Source organism: Bacteroidota bacterium, from assembly GCA_018692315.1.
Lineage (GTDB): Bacteria > Bacteroidota > Bacteroidia > Bacteroidales > JABHKC01 > JABHKC01.
The window spans coordinates 1-23,373 of the sequence record JABHKC010000154.1 but is presented as its reverse complement, the minus strand read 5'-3'; the positions used below and the strand labels follow the sequence as shown (position 1 = coordinate 23,373).

General features: G+C 32.6%; 22 protein-coding genes and 1 tRNA gene. 13 read left to right on the top strand and 10 right to left on the bottom strand.

Annotated elements, in window-relative coordinates; genetic code table 11:
• Positions 1-197: 197 nt before the first annotated feature.
• Together HN894_11880 and panB are read right to left on the bottom strand one after the other, a co-directional pair.
• A complete protein-coding gene (locus tag HN894_11880) occupies positions 198-809 on the bottom strand; it encodes a hypothetical protein (GenBank protein MBT7144019.1) in 612 nt (203 codons plus the stop codon).
• A 34-nt stretch (positions 810-843) separates the two neighbouring features.
• Positions 844-1,659 (bottom strand): 3-methyl-2-oxobutanoate hydroxymethyltransferase, encoded by an 816-nt coding sequence (panB, locus tag HN894_11875; protein ID MBT7144018.1) that lies wholly within the window; start codon positions 1,657-1,659, stop codon positions 844-846.
• 163 nt (positions 1,660-1,822) lie between these two features.
• Between panB and HN894_11870 the strand changes: the two genes are divergently transcribed.
• The 10 genes from HN894_11870 (at position 1,823) to HN894_11825 (ending at position 11,830) form a co-directional block, all read left to right on the top strand.
• Entirely contained in the window at positions 1,823-2,857 is a 1,035-nt protein-coding gene (locus HN894_11870) for a DUF4249 family protein (protein MBT7144017.1), read from the top strand.
• Positions 2,858-3,278: 421 nt separating this feature from the next.
• Entirely contained in the window at positions 3,279-4,676 is a 1,398-nt protein-coding gene (locus HN894_11865; GenBank protein MBT7144016.1) for a hypothetical protein, read from the top strand.
• A 17-nt stretch (positions 4,677-4,693) separates the two neighbouring features.
• Positions 4,694-5,530 carry a 1,4-dihydroxy-6-naphthoate synthase gene (locus tag HN894_11860; GenBank protein ID MBT7144015.1) on the top strand — a complete coding sequence of 279 codons (837 nt, stop codon included), beginning with the start codon at positions 4,694-4,696 and terminating at the stop codon, positions 5,528-5,530.
• 31 nt (positions 5,531-5,561) lie between these two features.
• Positions 5,562-7,031 (top strand): pyridoxal-phosphate dependent enzyme, encoded by a 1,470-nt coding sequence (locus HN894_11855; protein ID MBT7144014.1) that lies wholly within the window; start codon positions 5,562-5,564, stop codon positions 7,029-7,031.
• Between the two features lie 178 nt (positions 7,032-7,209).
• A tRNA-Leu gene (locus tag HN894_11850) sits at positions 7,210-7,293 on the top strand.
• 173 nt (positions 7,294-7,466) lie between these two features.
• The gene (locus HN894_11845; protein ID MBT7144013.1) at positions 7,467-8,228 is read left to right on the top strand and encodes a GNAT family N-acetyltransferase; all 762 of its coding nucleotides are present in this window, start codon (positions 7,467-7,469) and stop codon (positions 8,226-8,228) included.
• Between the two features lie 36 nt (positions 8,229-8,264).
• The gene (locus HN894_11840) at positions 8,265-8,807 is read left to right on the top strand and encodes a DUF4199 domain-containing protein (GenBank protein ID MBT7144012.1); all 543 of its coding nucleotides are present in this window, start codon (positions 8,265-8,267) and stop codon (positions 8,805-8,807) included.
• A gap of 49 nt (positions 8,808-8,856) precedes the next feature.
• Positions 8,857-9,804 carry a glycosyltransferase family 2 protein gene (locus tag HN894_11835; GenBank protein ID MBT7144011.1) on the top strand — a complete coding sequence of 316 codons (948 nt, stop codon included), beginning with the start codon at positions 8,857-8,859 and terminating at the stop codon, positions 9,802-9,804.
• 109 nt (positions 9,805-9,913) lie between these two features.
• Entirely contained in the window at positions 9,914-10,681 is a 768-nt protein-coding gene (locus tag HN894_11830) for a class I SAM-dependent methyltransferase (GenBank protein MBT7144010.1), read from the top strand.
• 3 nt (positions 10,682-10,684) lie between these two features.
• A complete protein-coding gene (locus tag HN894_11825) occupies positions 10,685-11,830 on the top strand; it encodes a glycosyltransferase (GenBank protein ID MBT7144009.1) in 1,146 nt (381 codons plus the stop codon).
• A gap of 150 nt (positions 11,831-11,980) precedes the next feature.
• Here HN894_11825 and obgE read toward each other — a convergent pair whose 3' ends face one another.
• The 3 genes from obgE to hpt form a co-directional block, all read right to left on the bottom strand.
• Complete coding sequence (gene obgE / locus HN894_11820) at positions 11,981-12,967, bottom strand: GTPase ObgE (GenBank protein ID MBT7144008.1); 987 nt, start codon at positions 12,965-12,967, stop codon at positions 11,981-11,983.
• The gene (locus HN894_11815) at positions 12,957-14,126 is read right to left on the bottom strand and encodes an adenylate kinase (GenBank protein ID MBT7144007.1); all 1,170 of its coding nucleotides are present in this window, start codon (positions 14,124-14,126) and stop codon (positions 12,957-12,959) included. The genes obgE and HN894_11815 overlap by 11 nt, the downstream gene beginning before the upstream one ends.
• A gap of 180 nt (positions 14,127-14,306) precedes the next feature.
• Positions 14,307-14,840 carry a hypoxanthine phosphoribosyltransferase gene (hpt, locus tag HN894_11810; GenBank protein MBT7144006.1) on the bottom strand — a complete coding sequence of 178 codons (534 nt, stop codon included), beginning with the start codon at positions 14,838-14,840 and terminating at the stop codon, positions 14,307-14,309.
• Between the two features lie 75 nt (positions 14,841-14,915).
• Between hpt and purE the strand changes: the two genes are divergently transcribed.
• From purE to HN894_11795, 3 genes are all read left to right on the top strand, one after another.
• On the top strand, positions 14,916-15,422 hold the full coding sequence (gene purE / locus HN894_11805; GenBank protein MBT7144005.1) for a 5-(carboxyamino)imidazole ribonucleotide mutase: 507 nt from the start codon (positions 14,916-14,918) through the stop codon (positions 15,420-15,422).
• 105 nt (positions 15,423-15,527) lie between these two features.
• Positions 15,528-16,346, top strand: a complete 819-nt coding sequence (locus tag HN894_11800) for a hypothetical protein (GenBank protein MBT7144004.1) — start codon at positions 15,528-15,530, stop codon at positions 16,344-16,346.
• A gap of 40 nt (positions 16,347-16,386) precedes the next feature.
• On the top strand, positions 16,387-18,576 hold the full coding sequence (locus tag HN894_11795; GenBank protein ID MBT7144003.1) for a hypothetical protein: 2,190 nt from the start codon (positions 16,387-16,389) through the stop codon (positions 18,574-18,576).
• A 110-nt stretch (positions 18,577-18,686) separates the two neighbouring features.
• Here HN894_11795 and HN894_11790 read toward each other — a convergent pair whose 3' ends face one another.
• From HN894_11790 to HN894_11770, 5 genes are all read right to left on the bottom strand, one after another.
• Positions 18,687-18,974 (bottom strand): hypothetical protein, encoded by a 288-nt coding sequence (locus HN894_11790; protein ID MBT7144002.1) that lies wholly within the window; start codon positions 18,972-18,974, stop codon positions 18,687-18,689.
• Positions 18,975-18,993: 19 nt separating this feature from the next.
• A complete protein-coding gene (locus HN894_11785; GenBank protein MBT7144001.1) occupies positions 18,994-19,656 on the bottom strand; it encodes an ABC transporter ATP-binding protein in 663 nt (220 codons plus the stop codon).
• Positions 19,657-19,720: 64 nt separating this feature from the next.
• Positions 19,721-19,933, bottom strand: a complete 213-nt coding sequence (locus HN894_11780; GenBank protein ID MBT7144000.1) for a hypothetical protein — start codon at positions 19,931-19,933, stop codon at positions 19,721-19,723.
• Positions 19,934-19,941: 8 nt separating this feature from the next.
• The gene (locus tag HN894_11775; protein ID MBT7143999.1) at positions 19,942-21,240 is read right to left on the bottom strand and encodes a T9SS type A sorting domain-containing protein; all 1,299 of its coding nucleotides are present in this window, start codon (positions 21,238-21,240) and stop codon (positions 19,942-19,944) included.
• Positions 21,241-21,805: 565 nt separating this feature from the next.
• The gene (locus HN894_11770; protein MBT7143998.1) at positions 21,806-23,140 is read right to left on the bottom strand and encodes a GTPase; all 1,335 of its coding nucleotides are present in this window, start codon (positions 23,138-23,140) and stop codon (positions 21,806-21,808) included.
• Positions 23,141-23,373: the final 233 nt, after the last annotated feature.

Here is a 23,373-nt window from a genome sequence, read left to right as displayed (position 1 = left end):
TGCACATCATCATTGACCGTCCTCAATTTTTATTCCATCAAAATAGCTCGCTATTACTCAAAAATAAAAATCTGTGGTAGTTCAAATCTGACACACATTTTGAACTTTCGTTACGAAAATTTGTGAATTATTCAGGCTAAACAAATTAAGAATAAATGAAGTGAATGGAAAATTGAATAAACTCCAACTTATGATTGTTAAAATGCTACTTCCTCTGAAGATACCTTAGGATTTAAAATTTCATCAGCTTCATCGAAAATAGAAACAAGCTTTTTCAAATTCTTTTTTACGTATCCAAAAGAACAAGTTAATTTGAATTTTTCTTTGCTAATTGTAGCATATCCATTTTGCTTTTTACCGCTTTGCGAGATCTTCAGCTCAAAGTTGTCTTTGGTATTAAAAACAATTTCTGAATAAGGTTTTTTGCTTTTTTTCCAAGTACTTGCCTCTGCATTAATATTTGCAAGAAAACTATCTATTTCAGTTAATTGTTCAAAATCTATATAAGACGAAATTTGATATTTCGCTTCGTCCCTCTTTTGTTCAATAGTAATTTTCATACCTTTCAGATGATTTAAGCTATCGTTTAGTTGATAATAATCGACAGCATAAAATCTCATTCCTACAGAATTTTTGCCATTTATTTTTCCTATATAAACCTCGTCTTTAACTTTTACTACATCTTGTTTTTGAATAAATTCACGCAAATTAACATTACAATCTTTTTCGTTTTCTTCATTTTGCGAAAAAATATGATTATTAAAACTAAAAATGAAAGCTAATATAAGGGCACTTTTAATGATTTTCATTGATTTATTTTTTTAGTTATTAAAAATTTTTCTATTAATATTGTTCTTTACTATTTGGAAATTCAAGGGTTTTGACATCGTTTATATAGTTTGAAACCGCACCTTTAATTTCTTCAAAAAGATTATGATATCTTCGCAAAAAGCGAGGAGAAAATTCCTGTGTAATTCCCAACATATCGTGTAAAACAAGTACTTGCCCATCAACATTTTTACCGGCACCTATTCCAATAATCGGAATTCTCACTTCTTTTGCAACATGTGTTGCCAGTTCAGCCGGAATTTTCTCCAAAACAATTGCAAAGCAGCCTGAATCTTGAAGAATCTTCGAATCTTCGATAAGTTTTTTTGCTTCGTTTTCTTCTCTTGCCCGCACCACATAGGTTCCAAATTTATGAATAGATTGTGGTGTAAGACCAAGATGTCCCATAACAGGAATTCCTGCCGTCAATATTCTTTCTATTGACTCACGTATCTCCTTGCCACCCTCCATTTTTATTGCATGAGCACCTGTTTCTTTCATTATTCGAATAGCAGAAGAAAGGGCTTCTTTAGAATTTCCCTGATAGGTTCCAAAAGGCAAATCGACAACCACTAATGCTCGTTTTACACCTCTAACTACAGAGCTTGCATGATATATCATCTCGTTTAAGGTGATGGGTAAAGTAGATTCATGACCAGCCATAACATTCGATGCAGAGTCTCCAACAAGAATTACATCAATACCCGAATCATCAAGAATACGTGCCATTGAGAAATCATAAGCCGTAAGCATTGAAATCTTTTCACCTCTAAGTTTCATTTCATTCAGCACATGAGTAGTTATTTTTCTGAAGCTTTTATATGTTGCCATTTTTTTCATTTTTATTAATTATTCACTTTAGAATACTAAATATAGAATTTTGTTTATTGATTAATGATAATTCACAATTCATAATTCACAATTAAATTTATACATTTGCCAAAAATAATTTTATGCAAAAATGTCAAATTTAATTAATCTCAAAAGAATTTAAATGAAAAAAATAATAGTTTTATTTTTTGGACTGATAATTTTCAATTCATGCGAAGTTGATTTCGATATAAACGCAGACTGGCAGGACATTTCGGTTGTTTATTGTTTACTAAACCAGAACGATACTGCACATTATGTAAGACTTGAAAAATCGTTTCTCGGAGAAGCTGATGCTTACGAAATGGCACAAATATCTGATTCAATATACTACAATGATGCCGAAGTTCAATTATATAAAGTAAAAGATGACGATACAGTAGGAAGTGCTATAACTTTATATAAAACAAATGAAATAGAAAAAAATCCTATTGGTTTCAATGGTGAGGATGGAATTTTCACCACCGACAATCATATTTTATTTTATACTACAGAACAATTATCAACAAGTTATGAATATCATTTAAATATTTATATTCCTGAACTTGACAAAACTCTTGCAGCTTCAACTACACTTTTAAAAGATTTATATATTAGAAAACCATCCACTCAGGTGCTGCAGACAGTTTCGTTTGTTTCCACAGAACCGTATAAAGTTGAGTTTAATTCTGTTGAAAATGCACGTATTTATGGTTTAACCATTAGAATAAATTATCGGGAGGTTTATCTTGACGGTACCGACGAATATAAATATTTAGACTGGAAACAATCAACTAAAACTTCTACAACTTTAGATCAAGGAGTTGAAATGATTATGCAAATTTCGGGAGAATCCTTTTTTAAATTTATGGCCGGTTCTCTTGAAGCTACCCAAGAAATTAAAAGAGAAATGCGTAGTTTAGATTTTATTTTTGTTGTAGGCACAGACGATTTAAACACATATATTGAAGTAAACGGACCTTCTCAAGGCATTGTTCAGGAGAAACCAGCTTTCACAAATATTGAGAATGGTGTTGGAATTTTTTCAGCAATTTTCGACAAAACTATTCCAAATAAATACCTTTCTGCTCGTACACTCGATACACTTGCTTTAAGCGACCTTACCATAGACTTGCGATTTAAGGACGGCTTTGATAATTGGTGGTGGGAAACTAAATAGTTTGTTTTTTTGTATTTAGTTTATCTTAGAAAAAAGGCAATTTTTATAAAATAATTTATTTTTGATGAGATTTCTATTTTCTTTCATGCAGTAAATGCTTCTATATTAAACAAATGAAAAAAGTCGAAATATCGCAAAAAGAGATATTTTTAATTTAAACTGTTTTCTTTGAGACACTATTTAGTGCATCTAAGAAAACCTACTATTTCTGAGGTGGTTTTTAAGAAAGCGACAAGAACAAGGCTTGTGAAGTGTTTAATATCAGGAGTTTACTTTTGTAAATGACTTTTATTAAACACGAGCATAACGAAGTTATTGACGTTTTCTTAAAACCACTATTTAGCCCACTTAAAAATGAAAACGCCAAATATTCCCAATATTTTTTTACTTTTGATTATTAATTTGATTAAAAATAAAGATTATGAAAATGTTAAAACCAATACTCGTAGTTGCAATTTTATGGCTTTTCTCAAATAATATCTCTGCTCAATGTACACCAGATCCAAATTGTACTGATCCTGACAACGATGGCGAGTTTTGTCCAGACACTATACCGGAATTGATGGAAGGATTTCCTTACGATCAAGTAATAACTTTCACTCCTCCTCCCGAAGCGCAAGGTGTGGTTATTCATCACCTTGCTAATGTTTCAGTATCAAATTTGATTTCAGGTATAAATTATTCGGTTTATGCAAGTTCATTTTATCCTGGGCAATGGTATTGTATCGAATTATACGGTACGCCAGCAATTGGTACTGCCGGTATTCATAACATGTATATAACATTTGATGTTTATATTAGTATTTTAGGATTTCCTATCAATGTTGGAACATTCACAGATTCATCATTAAGTATAACTGTTCATCCTATGCTCACAGCCGATTTTATGGTAGATGGAAATCCATGCTTAGAGGACACCACAGAAATCACATACACTGGCTCAGGAACAATTGCTGCCAGCTACAACTGGGATTTAGATAGCGGAACTGTCGTTGGCGGTAATTATCCCGATGGCACTTTTCAGGTTCAATGGACAAATTCCGGATTAAAAGAAATTTCATTAGAAGTTGAAGAAAATGGTTATTTTACGAGCGATACATTTCAAATACTTATTAATCCTATGCCAATTGTCGATTTGGGTTCAGATATTGCTTTATCGCCTACCGGCTCAGTGATTGATGCAGGGGCAGGATTTTCTAATTATCTTTGGTCAACAGGTGAAACAACTCAAACAATAACAGTTTCTAATTCAGGATTTTATTCAGTATTGATTGAAGACATAAATTCTTGCACAAATAGCGATACTATAGAAGTCTTTGGTAGCAGCAGCGATTCTCAACAAATAAATTTGGTGGCAGGATGGAGTATGTTTTCGACTTACATTGAGCCTACAAACAATTCGCTCGACAGTATTTTCTCAGGAATAGTTTCAGACATCAACATTATGAAAGATTATTTAGGATTTATCTATTGGCCCGCTTATGGAATTGACAATATTCACAATTTAACCATTGGACAAGGATATTTAATAAAAATGATAAACAGCAATACTTTAAATATTAATGGCGTGCAAGTAATTCCTGAAATTACACCAATCTATCTTCCAATGGGTTGGAGCATGATTGCTTATTTGCGAACAACACCGGCGCTCATACAATTAATGCTCTCATCTATTAATTATTCCATTATTATAGCTAAAAACGATTTAGGACAAGTTTATTGGCCTCAATTTATACTTGGCAATTTTATTATGGCCCCTGGCGAAGGCTATTTGATAAAAATGTCGGCTCCTGAAGTGCTTATTTATCCTGCAAACTAATTTTGAAAATTAGGTTAATGAATTTAAAAACCGCCTTTTCAAGCTGCCCGAACGACACCTACATTTTCGATGCAATGATTCATCAAAAAGTTGATACTGAAGGTTTAAACTTCAAATTCTTGATTGATGATATCGAAAATCTGAACAAATTAGCTATGCATGATGAAATTGATATTGTTAAACTGAGTTATCATGCTTTTGCCTATGTTTCTGAAAATTTCCAGATACTTGATGCAGGCAGTGCTTTAGGCTTTGGCAATGGGCCATTGCTTGTGAGCAAACGAAAGATTTATCCAGACGAGATGAAGGATGCAAAAATTGCAATTCCTGGCAAATATACAACAGCCAACCTTTTGCTGGGAATTGCATTTCCAGAAGCTAAAAAAAAACATGAATATCTTTTTTCAGATATCGAAGAAGTAGTTTTAAGCAATGAAGTTGATGCAGGTCTAATTATTCACGAAAGTCGTTTTACTTACGAAAAAAAAGGATTGAAAAAAATAATAGATTTAGGTGAATTTTGGGAAAATGAAACCAAGCTGCCAATTCCTCTGGGTTGTATTGCCGTAAGAAGAAATCTTGAAAATAATACAAAACTAAAGATTGAACGTGTTCTGAAAAAAAGTATAGAATTTGCCAAAAATAATCCGCAATCAAGTTTCGATTTCGTTAAAAAATATGCACAAGAAATTGACAACAATGTTATTTCAAAACATATTGATCTTTATGCAAATGATTTCACTTTTTCATTGAAAAAAGAAGGAAAAAAAGCAATAGAAACTTTGTTTGAAAAAGCCACGAAATTGAAGCTGATTCCTGAAATTAAGGAGAAATTGTTTTTAGATAATCAATAAAATAAAAAACACTATATCAAGCAGAAAAAAGATGACAGAAAAAAACAAAATCGTTTTAGACAAAACAATAAAACAATGCCGCGAACGCAACATTATTCTCCCAACTTATGCCCAAATGGCAAATCCTGAGCTCATTCCTGAAAAGATAAAAAATGGGTTAAAAAATATTGGTTTGTGGGATTTGAATTCCTTAAACCTTTTCAGAATTAGTTGGAAAAATGAACCAATAGAGTCGGGCGGCGGTTTCGCAAAAGCGAATTATATTGAAATTCCTCAAGAATTATCAGGAGTTAAAGCACGTATATTTGTACTAATAGGAAAATATTTTCCAACAGGTGCACATAAAGTTGGAGCAACTTTTGGGCCTTTGGTCGAAAAACTAATTACAGGAAAATTTGATCCTACTTGTCAGAAAGCCCTTTGGCCCTCAACCGGAAACTATTGCAGAGGAGGAGCTTATGATTCATATTTGTTGGGTTGCGAATCTATAGCAGTATTGCCGGAAGAAATGTCTCCCGAACGATTTGAATGGTTGCATAAGGTCGGAGCAGAAGTTATTGCTACGCCAGGTTGCGAAAGCAATGTAAAAGAAATTTACGACAAAGTAAAACAACTTGAAACCGAACGCGGGGATAAAATAGTAACACTCAATCAATTCAGCGAATTTGGAAACTCATTGTGGCATTATGGAGTTACCGGAAAAACCATAGAAGAAATTTTCATCAACGAAAAAACAGAAAAGAGCCGATTGAAAGCCATGTTTCTAACACAAGGTTCGGCTGGCACGCTCGGTAGTGCCGATTATCTTCGCGAAAAATTTCCACAAATAAAAATTGGAGCAGGAGAAGCTCTACAATGTCCTACTTTGCTTTACAATGGATATGGAGGACATAGAATTGAAGGTATTGGCGACAAACATGTTCCTTGGATTCATAACATAAAAAATATGGACTTAGTTGCTGCTATTGACGATGAAGTCTGTATAAACCTAATGAATTTGTTCAATAATGGAAATGGGAAAGAGGAACTTATTTACAATGGAGTACCTGAAAATGTTGTCGATAATTTGCATCTCTTTGGGATTTCGTCTATTGCAAATATTATTGGAGCAATAAAAATGGCTAAATATTATGAAATGAACGAAAACGATTTCGTTTTTACTGTAGCTACTGATTCTATGGAAATGTATAAATCAAGATTACAGGAATCAAAAATTAAATTAGGTGAATATAAACAGAAAAATGCTGCCATCGACTACGAAGGCAAACTTCATGGAATCAAAACCGACAACATGATAGAATTGAACTATTATGATAAAAAAAGGATGCACAATCTGAAGTATTTTACCTGGGTAGAACAACAAGGTAAAACTGTTGAAGAGCTTGATGATCAATGGTATGATGATAATTATTGGAATTCTAAATATTCAAAATTAGATTACTGGGACAAAAAAATTAATGAATTTAACGATAAAACTGGCTTACTGAAGAACTATTTATAGATTTTTGAGATTGATATCGCTATAAAAGATCATTTTAGAAAAGATTCATATGGTTTTTCGAAAACTTAGTTTTTGAAGGAAACTTAAAAATCACATAATTGAACAATTGAATAATAAAATAATTTAAAATAAAAAATGTAGTTTGCAAAAGAATATTTCTATTTTTGCAGGCTGAAAAGCCCAGGTGGCGGAATTGGTAGACGCGCATGGTTGAGGGCCATGTGTCCATTTGGATGTGCAAGTTCGAGTCTTGTTCTGGGCACTTTTTTTCTTTGAAATATTCATCCGAATATCTTCAAGTCATAGAGATATTAAAATCCTATAAATTACATTCAAGTAGTCATCAATAGGATTTATTAGCAAATTTAACAAAAATTCAAAATCAGTAGAAAAAATCAATTTCAAATATTACTTTTGTGAAAAATAATGCATGATATGAAATTGATTAAGTACGGCTTGACTTTGCAGAGAATTCGAGAAGAAGACATTGAGATGGTGAGAGAATGGCGAAATTCCGACTATGTTAGAGAAAAAATGGAATATCGTGAATACATTACTCCTGAAATGCAAAAAGCATGGTTTGAAATGATTGACAATCCAGACAATTTTTATTACATAATAATATATAAAAATGAGAAAATTGGTGTAATAAACGAAAAAGGATTTGATAGATATGGGAATCAAAAGTCTGAATCGGGGCTATTCCTTAAAAGCAACAAATACGAAAACTCAATAGCTCCTGTTTTAGCTTCTCTAATTCTAATTGAAATGAATTTCTACTTCTTGAATGGAAAAGAGTCGTATATTAGAATTTTGAAGGAAAACGAAAAGGCAATCAGCTATAACAAAAGCATAGGTTATCAACTATGTGAAAATCAAGAAGATATTGATAACCAGCTTTATGTTATGACCCGAGAAACTTTTGAAGAAAAAACAAAAAAAATACGTAAAGCCGCACTTCGAATCTCCGGAAACGACCCAAATTTCTATCTTGTTTGGGAGCCTCACGACTACGAATCGGGTATTGCCAAAGATTCCGAAAAAATTGTAAAAAATTACCCAATAGAAGTGAAATCGAAATGGGAAAACAATTGCAGGATATTTTATATTACTACAGATGTTAATAATCTAAGCATAATTTCTTCGGATGTAGAAATTGAAACTCCGAAAGATTATTTTCAAGAATCAAAAGAATAAATTGTAATTATTTCAGTTAATTAAAAAATTAAAAATATGGAAAATCAAAAAGTGTCAAATATAAAACCATCAATGAATCTTGGTGCTATACTGGGATTAGTGTTAATTTGTTATTCAATTGTTCTTTATATGTTAGATATGAATCTCAATCCAAAGATGCAATATCTATCATATGCAGTAATTGCAGCAACATTGTACCTAACAATGAAATCTTATCGCGATAATTATCAAAAAGGATTTATCACATATTCTAAGGCTTTAGGTACCGGAACATTAATAAGTTTTTTTGCTTCAATTTTAAATGCTTTTTATGTATATATTTTTCATACAGTAATAGATACAGAGGCTATTCAGAAAATGAAAGATATGCAAATTGAAGAATTACTAAACAATGGAATGAGTGAAGATGATGTTGAAATGATAATAAGTACCTCACAGGTATGGATGACACCTTTAGTTTTTACCATTACTACTATTATTGGAGTAACATTTATTGGTTTCATTTTATCCCTTCTTATTTCTATTTTTATTAAAAAGGAAGGAGATCCATTTATTGAAGATATGGCCGAAATAGAATAGTTTTACCCCTGATTAAAAAAATTACAATAAAAAAACAAAGAAAGTCTCAATGGATATTTCCGTAGTCATTCCATTATTCAATGAAATAGAATCCTTGAAAGAGCTACACGATTGGATAAAACGTGTGATGCATACAAATAATTTCACTTATGAAATAATATTTGTAGATGATGGCAGTACTGACAATTCGTGGCAAGTGATTGAAGAATTATCAGCAAAAAACAAAGAAATTCGAGGAATTAAATTTAGAAGAAATCATGGAAAAGCAGCAGCGCTTTTTTGCGGGTTCGAACATGTGAAGGGCGAAGTAATTATTACAATGGATGCCGATTTGCAGGATAGCCCCGATGAAATTCCGGACTTGTATAAAATGATAACAGTCGATAATTTCGACCTTGTTTCGGGTTGGAAAAAAAAGCGACATGATCCAATAACAAAAACTATTCCCACAAAACTCTATAATGCTACCGCTCGCAAAGTTTCAAAAATTAAACTTCACGATTTTAATTGCGGTTTGAAAGCCTACAAAAAAAATGTTATCAAAAGCATCGAAGTTTATGGAGAAATGCACAGATATATGCCAATACTTGCAAAACAGGCTGGGTTTAAAAGAATTGGCGAAAAAGTTGTTCAACATCAGGAAAGAAAATACGGTGTTACAAAATTCGGTATAGAAAGATTTGTGAACGGTTTCTTAGACTTAATTTCTATTTCATTCATCTCGAAATTTAGCAAACGACCAATGCACTTTTTTGGAACAATCGGGACTATTATGTTTCTCAGCGGTGGTTTTGTTTCTATATGGCTGATTGCAAAAAAAATATACAATGTTTTCAATCATCTGCCAGTTAGAGAAATAGTTGAGCAACCATTATTTTATATTGCCTTGCTCTCGATAATCATTGGCGTTCAATTGTTTTTAGCAGGTTTTCTTGCAGAGCTTGTCTCAAGAAGTTCGCCTGAGAGGAATAAATATAATGTTGAAAAAACAATTTAGAGTTCTAATTCTATCAAAATAACCGGAATAGAAATAGCCGTTTTTATGAACAATTGCCCTATAGAAATTATAATTTGAATTTAACACAAAACTTTATTAATTAGAAATAGTGAAAGATTTTATAAGTTGGTTGATGCGAAATATACCGCGACCTATTTTAATTAGGTTCAGCTTTATTTTTAGTAAAATAATATCAATTTTTTACATTGGCAAAAATGTATATTGCCCAGTCTGTGAACGCAATTTCCGTAAATTTTTGCCCTACGGAGCCGTAAAACGCCGAGATAATGTATTGTGTCCAAACTGTTTGTCGCTCGAACGACACAGACTATTGTGGCTATTCCTGAAAAAGAAAACCAGCTTTTTCACATCAAAACTAAAAGTGATGCACATGGCTCCCGAACAGCCATTTCTTAAAAAGTTCAGGAATCTAAAAAATCTTGATTACCAAACAGGAGATTTGGTTTCGCCACTTGCCGATGTTAAATTTAATATCGAAAATATTCCTTTTCAAGAAAATATTTTCGATGTTTTCATTTGTAATCATGTGCTGGAACATGTTGATAACGACTTGAAAGCAATGCAGGAAATATTTAGAGTTTTAAAAATAGGCGGCTTTGCAATTTTACAAGTACCTATTGATATATCAAGAAAAGAAACCTATGAAGATAAAACCATAACAGATCCGTTTGAACGCGAAAAGCATTTCTGGCAAAAAGATCATTTGAGACTTTACGGTTTAGATTATGCCGAAAAACTACGATCTGTTGGTTTCAAAGTTACAGAAAATGATTTTGCTAAGGAATTTTCGCCAAATGAATTAGAAAAACTCAAGTTCGATAGAAATGAAATAATCTATTTTATTGAGAAAAAGTAAGTTGTGAATATAAAAAACATAAATATTGGTCCTGCTTTTCCGCTAAGAGGTGGAATTGCTAATTTTAACGAGGCACTTTGTAAAGCTTTTGTTCAAAAAGGAAGAGATTCAAAAATTGTTTCGTTCTATCTACAATATCCAAAATCATTTTTTCCCGGAAAAACTCAGTTCGACACCGGATCAGCCCCCAAAGATTTCAAAATTGAATCTCTAATTAGTTCAATTAATCCTCTGTCGTGGATTAGAACTGCAAAAAAAGTGAAAAATGAAAACCCTGATTTAGTTGTTATTCATTACTGGATGCCGTTTATGGCACCTGCTCTTGGAACTATTGCCCGATTGATAAAACGAAAAACGAATATCCGGGTAATAGCAGTTACTCACAATATTATACCGCACGAAAGTTTTATTTTTTCAAACACTTTAGTGAAATATTTTGCAAATTCATGCGATGGATTCATAACACTTGCCGAATCGGTTCTGGATGACTTATCGGAAATTTCAAACAACAAATATAAAAAATTCATTCCACACCCTATTTACAATATTTTTGGGGGCAGTGTAAACAAAAGCGATGGGAAAAATTACTTGCAACTAAAGCAAGAAAATCGATATATACTTTTTTTTGGTATTATTAGAAAATATAAAGGACTTGATTTGTTGATTGAAGCGATGGCGAATATAAAAGTCAAAGAATTAGGAATAAAGGCTATTATTGCCGGCGAATTTTATGAAGACAAAGTAGGCTACTTAAATTTGATTAAGAAAAACGATTTAGAAGAAAGTATAATTATATCAGACAAATTTATTCCCAGCAGCGAAGTTCGATACTATTTTGCAGCTTGCGATATGGTTGTTCAGCCGTATCATACTGCTACACAAAGCGGAGTAACACAAATTGCTTATCACTTCAACCGCTCCATGTTGGTAACCAATGTTGGAGGTTTAGCTGAAATTGTTCCCCACCAGAAAGTTGGTTATGTTTGCGAAAGAGACCCAAATTCTATTGCAGAATCGATAATTGACTTCTATGAAAATGATAGGATAAACGAATTTGAAGCAAATGTGAAAATTGAGAAGAAACGATTTTCGTGGGATAAAATGGTTGTTGGGATTGAAGAGATGTATATGGAATTGGATCAAAAATAGAATTTCGGCCAATCATAAAGAATTTACAATAGGCATAGAAACTCTATTTACTTTATAAGATGCTATTAAATTTCAATCAGAAAGAAGATATGAAATTCTAACAAAACCATTATAGAATTCAATTTTACAGAAGAGGTAAAAATCAAAAACCTAAACCAATTCCCGCCAAATTTTATCCTTCAATTCTGTAAGTCCGGAATTTGTAATCGCCGATATAAAAATGTATGGTATATCCGGCAAATCCTTCTCAATTTCTTCTATAAGTTCATCGTCTAAAAAATCGGATTTTGAGATTGCCAAAATTCTTTTTTTATCTAACAATTCGGGATTATATTTTTCCAATTCGCCGAGAAGAATTTTGTATTCCTTATGAATATCTTCACTATCGGAGGGTACCATAAAAAGCAAAATGGAATTTCGCTCAATATGCCTCAAAAATCGTAATCCAAGCCCTTTTCCTTCGGCAGCACCTTCAATAATTCCGGGAATATCTGCCACCACAAAAGATTTATAATCGTAATAACTAACTATTCCAAGATTTGGAACTAGAGTTGTAAATGGATAATTTGCAATTTTAGGTTTAGCTGCAGAGATTGCCGCCAATAATGTCGATTTTCCAGCATTCGGAAAACCTACAAGTCCAACATCAGCAAGAATCTTTAATTCAAGAACTTTCCAGCCTTCCAATCCTTCTTCTCCCTCTTGTGCAAATCGCGGGGTTTGATGGGTGGAACTTTTGAAGTTAGTATTTCCTAATCCGCCTCTACCACCTTTCTGAAATATCTCTTTTTGATTGTGTTCGGTGATTTCCGCAATAATCTCATTTGTTTCGAAATCTCGTGCAATTGTCCCAAGCGGAACATCAATAATTACATTATCACCATCGGCTCCGGTTTTGTTATTTGCAGAGCCATTCTCACCATTTTTACCGAGAATATGTTTTCTGTAACGCAAATGCAATAAAGTCCAATAATTATTATTTCCTCTTAATACGATATTGGAACCTTTTCCTCCGTTTCCGCCATCGGGTCCGCCTTTTAGAGTAATTTTGTCTCTATGCAAATGAGTTGAGCCGCTACCGCCATTTCCTGACTTGCAAAAAATCTTGATATAGTCAATAAAATTGCTATTTCCCATGTTTGAAAACAATATCGACCGATGAACATATTTGATTGAAAACACTATCAATATCCCCTACTCCATCAATAGAATAGAAAATATCTTGTTTGTGGAAATAGCTAGCCAATGCCTCACGTTTCTTCATATATTCTTCTAATCTGTGAATAATAATTTCAACATTTGCATCGTAAATTCTATTTGATATTTTTCCTCTTGCTCTCAGTCTTTTTATTAGTTCAAGCACTGGGACTTCCATATTAATGGCACAAGAAATTGCCGATTGTCGTCTTCTCAATAAGCCATCAAGTATATATGCCTGAATTACATTTGAAGGAAAGCCATCGAAAACGAAACCACGTGTTTCTGGATTTCTATTTATCTCTCTTTCTAATAATCTTATAACTATTTCGTCTGGAACCAAATCTCCAACATCAAGAAAGGGTTTAGCTTGCTTACCTATCTCAGTTTCATTTTCTACTTCCTCCCTTAACATTTCTCCAGTGGCAAGATGCGTGAGATTGTATTTGTTTGCCAACAATGCTGCTTGAGTCCCTTTTCCTGCACCAGGAGGTCCTGTAAGAACAACATTAAGCCAAACTTCATTGATTGAAGATTCGATAGTACTTACAAGGCGTGTGAAAATACTATCAATTTCTCCAACTCCATTTACGAGATAATATTTGTCATGTTCTTCGTAAAATGTTGCAACCGGAGCTGTTTTATTTTTATACTCTTTAAGTCGTTGTTTAATAATTACTTCACTGGAATCATCTGATCTGCCAGATTCTTTTCCACGAAGTAGCAACCTTTTTGTAGTAATATTGTTTGGTACATCAAGGCTTAGCATACAAGTCAGGCCGGTATGAAATTTTAACAACAGAGCTTCAAGAATGTAGGCCTGAACTAATGTTCTTGGAAATCCATCAAATAGAAATCCTTTTACATCATAGTTTTGTACAATTTTGTTTTCGATCAATCTAATGATTAATTCTTCAGGAACCAAATTTCCGGCATCGATAAACGATTTTGCTTGCATGCCGAGTTCTGTTCTGTCAGCTATTTCCTTGCGAAGAATATCTCCCGTAGAAATATAAATAAGGTTGTACTTTTCTAAAAGGAGTTTTGACTGTGTCCCTTTTCCTGCTCCTGGAGGTCCAAATAAAGCAATGTTTAACATAATTTTGTTGTTTTGTTACTATTCCGTCTTGTTTATATCTATTATCAAATTTGTCAAATATTTTCTACAAAAATGAAAAAAAACTAAATATCCAACAACTTATTCATTCAAATATTTTATTCCTTTTCAAAATCTATCAATTTTTAAACAATTATAAATATTTTCCGAAAAACAAAAATTTTACACCAGAGTGTAAATATCTTCTAAATTTCTGCCAAAACCATTATAATCCAGCCCATAACCAACAATAAAATCATTCGGAATTTCTTTTCCGATATAATCAATCTTAATTTCTTTTTGATAAGCTTCCGGCTTAAAAAGTAATGTCGCAACTCTAATTTCTGAAGGTTCGTATCCTTTTAGTTGTTTAATAATATTGTCAAGAGTAATTCCGGTATCAACAATATCTTCCAAAATTACAACCACCTGATCTTTAATATCTTCGTTTAAACCAATTAACCTTTTAACATTTCCTGAGCTACTTGTCCCAACGTAAGATGCAACTTTTAGAAAGGTAATTTGGCAATCGATATCAATTTTTTTGAACAAATCACCGGCAAACATAAAAGAGCCATTCAAAATCCCCAGAAAAATAACTTTCTTAGCTCTTAAATCATTATTCATTTTATCGGCTAAACGAAAAATAATATTTTGAATTTCGCTTGAGGGTATTGAAATCTCAAACTCTTTATCTATTATTTTTACCCTTTTCATATTTCAATTTATCTAATTTAAGTATATTGCGAAATTATAAATTTATTGTTAAAACATCAATTAATTTTCAAATATATGAAAGCGAAAGTTAGTATAATAATGGGTAGTACATCAGATTGGAAAGTAATGGAAAAAGCAGCGAATACCTTAAACGATTTTGAAATCCCATTCGAGATTAACGCATTGTCGGCACATCGTACTCCCAAAAAAGTAGAAGAATTTGCTAAAGGAGCAAAAAATAAAGGCATAAAAGTGATAATTGCCGGAGCCGGAATGGCAGCTCATCTACCGGGCGTGATTGCTGCTATGACACCAATTCCTGTGATAGGAGTTCCTATAAATGCAAGTCTGAATGGTATGGATTCTATTTTTTCTATTTTGCAAATGCCTCCGGGAATTCCGGTAGCAACTGTAAGCCTGAATGGTGCACAAAATGCTGCAATTCTTGCAGCACAAATCCTGGCAAGTGGTGATGAGAATATTATGCAAAAAACTATAGAATTCAAAGAAAATCTTAAGACTAAAATAATAAAAGCAAATGAAGATTTGACCAAATATAATTTTGAATTTAGAGTTCAATAATTTTGTAAAACCAATTAAAATACCATTATTTAATTAATTTCAAATAACTGAGTATGAAACTATAAACTCAATTTACTATCTTTTTTTTGAATTTAAAATCTGTAAGTGAAAAAAAAACTGATTTTACTGAAACTTTTTATCATTTTGCTAATTTCAACAAGTTTTGCAGCAAATGATAATTATCCTATTGGAGCCCGACAAGCTGCTATGAGCAATGCAAGCGTCTGTTTGTCCGACATTTGGTCTGTGCATCACAACCAGGCCGGTTTGACAAAATTGAAAAAAATATCCTTAGGATTTCATCACGAAAACAAATTTTTCAACAATGATTTTGGTCTTCAATCGTTTGCATTGGCATTGCCAACAAAATCGGGAGTCTTTGCGTTCAATTTATCCTACTTTGGCTTTACAGAATACAACGAAAGTAAAATTGCACTTTCATATGCAAAATCTTTTGGCGAAAAGTTTTCGGTTGGAATTCAGTTCGATTATTTTAATACATTTATAAACGACAATTTCGACAATCAGGGAACTATGGTTATCGAAGCCGGAATAATTTCCGAACCCGTTGAAAACCTAATTATTGGCGCACACATTTTCAATCCTACGAAATCTCAAATATCAAAATCGACAGAAGAAAAAGTTCCAACAATATTCAAAATTGGAGTCGCATATAAATTTTACGAAAAAACCACAATATGTATTGAAACAGAAAAAGATATAGATTTTAGTTCGGTTTTTAAAATTGGGATTGAATATCTTATAGTCAAAAATGTATTGTTGAGAACAGGATTTAGAACTAATCCTGCGAATTTCTCTTTTGGGATTGGATATTTATTCAGAAAATTTTCTGCCGATATTGCTTTTTCAAGGCACGAAATTTTTGGAACAACACCGCATTTTTCCATTGGCTATACTTTTTAATTACAAGCAAAACCTACTAAATTAAGTGGGAAGAAAAAAAATGAAATGCACTTTTCTTTCGCAAATCGGTAGTTTTCTGAACTTTAAAAGAAGAAGCATGTATTTTAAATCACTTATATTTGAACCTCCAAATTCTTTGATTCTCAAATCATTTTCTGTAATTTTTATAGCTATATTATTTTTTCTGGGAAACTCAACTTTTGCACAGGATGATGTTTTTACAAAACAAAATTTTGTTGAAAGTTTTATTGAAAATATTGCAGAAGATTCGGAATATGAAATTGATTATACAAGTTTGCTTGAAAATTTGTTATTCTTCTATGATAATCCAATAAATCTAAACTCAACAAATAAAGATGAGCTTGCAAAATTGCAATTTCTGAATGAAATTCAAATTAATAATCTACTTCAATATATTATCGAAAATGGAAATTTATATTCCGAATATGAAATTTTATTGATTGATGGTTATAGTAGAAAAGTGTTGGAAAATTTACTGCCATTTATTATAATTTTTGAGAAAACCCACACAGAAATAATTTCTCCTAAAAAAGCTATCAAATATGGGAACAATCAGGTTTTAATGCGTAGTACTCAAATACTTGAAGAGCAAGTTGGATATTCTCCAATCGCCGATTCTGCCTTGGCCGAAAACCCAAATTCAAGATATCTTGGCAGTCCAATAAAAATCTACACGAGATATAAATTCAATTATCATAATAAAATTTTATTCGGAATAACCGCCGAAAAAGACAACGGGGAAGAGTTTTTTCAGGGAAGTCAAAAAAATGGTTTCGACTACTACTCTGGCTTTATACAATTAAATAATATCTGGAAAATCAAAACCCTTGTTATAGGCGATTTCGAAACCCAATTCGGACAAGGCTTGTGTTTATGGTCGGGCTTAAGTTTCTACAAATCAATAGACAATGTAAACAACATTAAGAAAAATCCAATTGGCATTAAAAAATATTCTTCTGTGAATGAGAACAATTTTCAAAGGGGTGTGGCTGCTACTTTCGATTTCAAGAAATTTAGCTTTACTGCCTTTTTTTCAAGAAAAAAAATTGATGCCAATATTGCCGAATCTGATACTATCGATAATGAGATTTTATCGGTTAGCTCATTCCAGACTTCAGGCTACCACAGAACATACAATGAGTTAGAAGATAAGCATGCAAATATCGAACAAATTGCAGGAGCAAATCTTACTTTTCTCCATAGAAAATTTAAGTCGGGCATCACTTTAGTAAATAGCAATTATAGTGCGGAATTTACGCAAGGTAATCAGCCATATCAGTTATTTGATTTTTCTGGAAAACAAAATTCAAATATTGGGATCGACTATCAATATTCGTTTAAGAATTTGATTTTTTTCGGCGAAACTGCTATAAGTCAAAACCTTGCATTTGGTAGTCTAAATGGAGTTTTAATTCAACTAAATGATAGAATCACAACATCGGTTTTACATAGAAAATATGAACCTGACTATCAGGCATTGAACAGCAATTCCTTCTCGGAAAGTTCCGATAATTCAAATGAAAATGGAATTTATTTTGCAAGTGAGATTTTTCTATTCAAGAATATTTCAGTTTCTGCATATTTCGATACTTACAGTTTTCCTTGGTTGAAACACCAAATAAATTTACCATCAAAAGGTTCTGAATATTCTTTGCAATGCAGATTGTTTCATAGAAACATCAATATGTATTTTAGATATAAACATGAACTTAAACCACAGAATTTAGATTGTGAAAATCAGACTATTGAAGCTGTTGGAACTACTATAATTTCAAAGTTCAGATACCATATTTCTTACGAAGTTGCCAAAAATATTTCCTTAAGAAATAGAATTGAATATATGATTTTCGATGAAGAAAATAAAAGTAGAGAGTTAGGCTATTTGCTTTTTCAGGATATTCGTTACCAATTTTCGAAAACTCCATTGTCTTTAGTTTTCAGATATGCAATTTTCGATACTGAATCCTGGAATTCCCGAATCTATACCTACGAAAACGATGTTTTATACGCCTTCTCAGTTCCTGCATTTTATTCGAAAGGCACAAGAACATATTTATTATTAAAATATTCGCCTTACAACAAAATTAGTTTTTGGTTGCGTCTGTCTCGAACCTATTATTCTGATAAAGAAACAATTGGTTCCGGCTTGGATGAAATTGATGGCAATACCAAAACTGAATTAAAAATGATGTGTAGGATTAAATTTTGAAACTCTTATATCTATCGGGCTTTCAGCCCTTTTGTTTTCATTATGTCATATTTCACAGGATTTCATTTCATTCCACCCTGTGCTTTTAACTGCCTGGCTTTCAGTCCTTACTATTCTATTCCATTTTTCTGATATTCAACAAAATAATCCAATTCAGAAATCAAAGATCCCCATTCTTCAATATCTTCTTCAATTTCCTTAGTTTTGAAATTAGCCATTTGATCGAATATTTTCTTAAACTCATCGAAATTCACACTCCACTTCAATTCGAAACGGCTAATTTCATTTTTCAAATAAAAAGTTTTGAATTTCAAATATTCAGAAAAAACCAATTCTAAGGAATCGTTAATATTCTCAGAATTAGTAAACTTCAATATTTTGTCCTGAATATCGCTCATTTCAATTATTCAAATTTGATTAATTTTCAATAATCCCATCTTTCAAACGAATTATTCTATCGGTTTTTTCAGCAATATCGTGTTCGTGAGTAACTATAACTATTGTGATTCCACTTTTATTGATATCATGCAAAATATCTAAAACTTCGTATGAGGTTGTTGAATCGAGAGCACCTGTAGGTTCGTCGGCGAGAATTACTTTTGGATTTGAAATTAGTGCACGTGCAATTGCAACTCTTTGTTTTTCGCCACCCGACATTTCACTCGGAAAATGGCTAGCCCAATCTTTCAAGCCCATTTTATCAAGATATTCTAAAGCAATAGAATGCCTTTTTTTTCTTCTAACATTTTGATAATAAAGCGGTAGAGCTACATTTTCTAAAGCCGTCTTAAAAGGGATCAAATTGAAGGACTGAAAAACAAAACCAATAAATTGATTTCTATAAAATGCTGATTTTGTTTCCGACAAGTCCTTCATGAGCTTACCGTCTAATAGATATTTACCGGAGTCGTAGGAATCTAAAATCCCAATAATATTTAGCAATGTAGATTTTCCGGAACCGGACGAGCCCATTATTGAGACAAACTCGCCTTTATCGATATTTAACTCAATTCCTTTTAGGACGTGAAGGTTGGTTGAGCTGGTTGTATAACTTTTGTTAATTTTCTGAAGTTCAATCATTTGTTATTTCAAATTTCATTTATCATTCTTTGAAAACGAATTATTATGAAATTTTGTATTTGTTTTATTCCAAATCTTTTAATTCCTTAATTTTATGACATCTGCTCTGTTCATCGCATTTGGCACAGCTTAGCCCTCTCTTTCGCATTTCCGGATTTTTTCCAACTGAGGTTATTGGAAATTTTCCGTTCTTCTTTAGCAAAATTTGGGTAGCGAGAAACAGCATTGCTATAGAAATTAGTCCAACTGACAATAATATCAATTTTAAAAACAACATATTTTGAATTATTTTATTATTAATTTATCATACAAAACAGATTTATCCGAAATAATTTTCATAAAATAAAATCCGTTTTTTAAATCAGAAATATCAATATTTTCGATTTTATTGTTTCCTTCAAAATTCCTCAGTTTCATAAGTTTTCCACATTCATTGTAAATCAATAATTGATATGAATTTAACTGTTCTGCACATAAATCTACATTTACGAAGCTATGGGCAGGATTTGGGTAAATATTTATGTTTTCAATTTCATTTTTTGCAATTGAATTAGAATTGCTAACCTGAATTGCAAACGATTGAAAAACAGTATCGGAAATATTGTTAGTTACGTAAATTTCGACCTGTTGGAAACCAATATTAATTTCTGTGGGTGTACCTATTAAAGCAGCAGTATTGTCGAGATTATCGTAAAAATTTAACCATTCCGGCAAAACTGTAGATCCAAAAAACATTTGGTTTGAATTTCCATCTTCCACTGAAATATCATACCTATATTCGATTCCCACAGTTGCCTGTCCAATTGGATTTGTGAGAAATTCAGGAATATTCTGAGTAGAACCCCAAATATTGTTTACAAACTCCGGATGATCGACAAAAGGATTTCTGTTGTTTTGATATGAATAAATTACATCGTTTCGGTTTTGCTCAAAACTGTCGGGTGGGTCTTGCTGGTGCCATGCAAGCAGTGTGCTCATTTTTCCATGAAGTGGCTGAGGTGAGGTGTTAACATCATCTGCCATTTCGAGATTTGGCTCCCCATTTTCACCTTCGTAGCGAACTGCCATATAAAATATCATTCTTGCAACATCGCCTTTTACCTCATCTCTTGGCTCCCAGGAATTTCCATCGTAGTAGCAACCAGTAGCTTCGCTGTGTTGACTTCCTCCATCATCAAAATCGAGATTTCCGCGGGCACTGTTTACCGAAGCATCGGTGGGCCTAATGTGATGTGCATCGGTTCCGCAAGGAGGATTGTCTCCAAAATCGCCATGAGATTTTGCCCATACATGTTCGCGATTCCAATCGTCAGCATTTCCACCAAACGAGGTTTTCGATTGAGACCTTCCGGTATAAAGCAAAATTACATTGTTCGAATTATTTGGATCTTCGTCAGATTCTTTCAGGATGGTCTTCAAATATGTATAGCTCTGCTCTGAATGTCCTTTGATTATATCGTTAAGTTTTTCTTTCAAGTTTTCGCCATACAATCCTTCCGTTCCATCGTAATATCCGGCAGGTATTTGTGCAAACAAACTTATGCTTATTAAAAAAAGTAGTATCAGAATTTTAGTTTTTTTCATAAAAATAATTTAAAAATGCAAAGATAGGAAGATTTGGGAATTTCAAAGGTTTGTAGATTAAAGGCAACTAATCAGTTTACTGAAAAGTAATAATAATACGGTTCATAAATAATTTCTGTAACTAATCAACCTGTTTAAAGTGTTGAATTTATGATTGTTGCGAAGTGAATTTTAACTGCAAAGAATGCTATGTTTTACGCAAAGTACGCTAAGTTGTTGAATATGTTTTCTTTGCGAACTTTGCACTTAGATTATTAATTTTGCTTTAGTTTATATGTTAAAATTTATTATCATTTAATGATTTGTTACTAATTTATTTTTAATCTTTGTGCCACTTTGTGCTTCTCCGAGCAACTTTGTGTAATAGCTATTTCACAAAGAATTGCAAAGAAGACACTGAGTTTCACAGAGAAAGCTTATTATTAAATTCAAGTTTCCTATACTGATTAGTTACGATTTTATGATTTTGAAAGGATTGTTCAACTTCTAAAATATAATGCAAAAAAAAACCCTCCTAAAAAATATAGGAGGATTTTATTATTTCAATATTCGAAATATCTGATTCTTACAAATTATGTTTTGCAACAAAATCTTCGATTACTTGCTCTAAGTTTGGATATCCAATTTCTTGCAAATCGTAATAAACACGAGTGTTTGGTTTATCAATTTTTACAATTCTATTCAAATCGATAGGAGTTCCAATAATTACTGAATCGCAATCTGTATTGTTGATTGTAGATTCGAGGTCTTTAAGTTGTTGCTCACCATATCCCATTGCTGGAAGAAGAGTTCCAATATTTGGATAAATTTCGAAAGTTTCGCTAAGTTTTCCTACTGTAAATGGACGAGGATCAATAAGTTCAGCAGCTCCGAATTTCATTGCTGCAATTGTTCCGGCTCCAAGTTTCATTTCGCCGTGAGTCAATGTTGGACCATCTTCAACAACCAAAACTTTTTTGCCTTTAATAAGCTCAGGATTGTCAACTTTTATTGGAGAAGCAGCATCAACAACTATTGCATCCGGTGCAACTTTGGCAATACTTTCGCGAACTGTTTGGATAGCATCTGCATTGGCACTGTCCATTTTGTTAATAACAGCAACGTCAGCCAAACGCAAAGTAGCTTCGCCAGGATAATAAGTTAATTCGTGTCCCGGACGATGAGGATCAACTACTGTAATATTCAAATCAGGTTTGTAGAAAGGGAAATCGTTATTTCCACCATCCCAAAGCACAACATCGCAACCATCAGGATCTTTTTCGGCTGCTCTAACAATTGCTTCATAATCGACACCTGCATAAATCACGTTTCCGCGAACTACATGTGGTTCATATTCTTCCATTTCTTCAACTGTACATTTGTGTTTTTCGAGGTCGGCAACTTCTGCAAATCGCTGAACTTTTTGTGCAACCAAATCGCCATAAGGCATTGGGTGACGAACTGCTACAACTTTAAGGCCTTTTGCCATAAGCAATTCAATAACTCTACGTGAAGTCTGGCTTTTTCCGCAACCTGTACGAACAGCACCAACTGCAATAACAGGTTTTGTACTTTTCACCATAGTGTCTTTGGCTCCGAGCAAAACAAAATTTGCTCCGGCGGCATTTACAATAGCACTCATTGCCATAACTTTTTGGTAAGTTACGTCGCTATATGAAAATACACAATCGTCAACTTTTAGGTCTTTTATCAAAGCTGTTAATTCTTCTTCTGCATAGATTGGAATACCCTCAGGATATAAGTCGCCTGCAAGTTCTGCCGGATATTTCCTACCATCAATATCTGGGATTTGAGCAGCAGTAAAAGCAACTACATTATACAAAGTATTACCTCTGTAATATGTATTAAAATTGTGAAAATCTCTACCGGCTGCACCGATAATTAAAACATTTTTTTTCATATTCAAAAATTAATTTTATTAAAAAAATCACTTTAAAATTTGCCGCAAATATAGATATTTAACTTTGCTTAAAATAATAAAACAGAAAAATCCAGTAATTCCGCAACAAAAATAATCAGCCAGTCACAAATTCTCAATAAAGAATACTAGATATAGCTTTCCCATTCAGCTTTTAGGGCTGTCATGATTTTGTATTTGAATTTACATTTTTACCTCCTTTTGTTTTTTAGCTA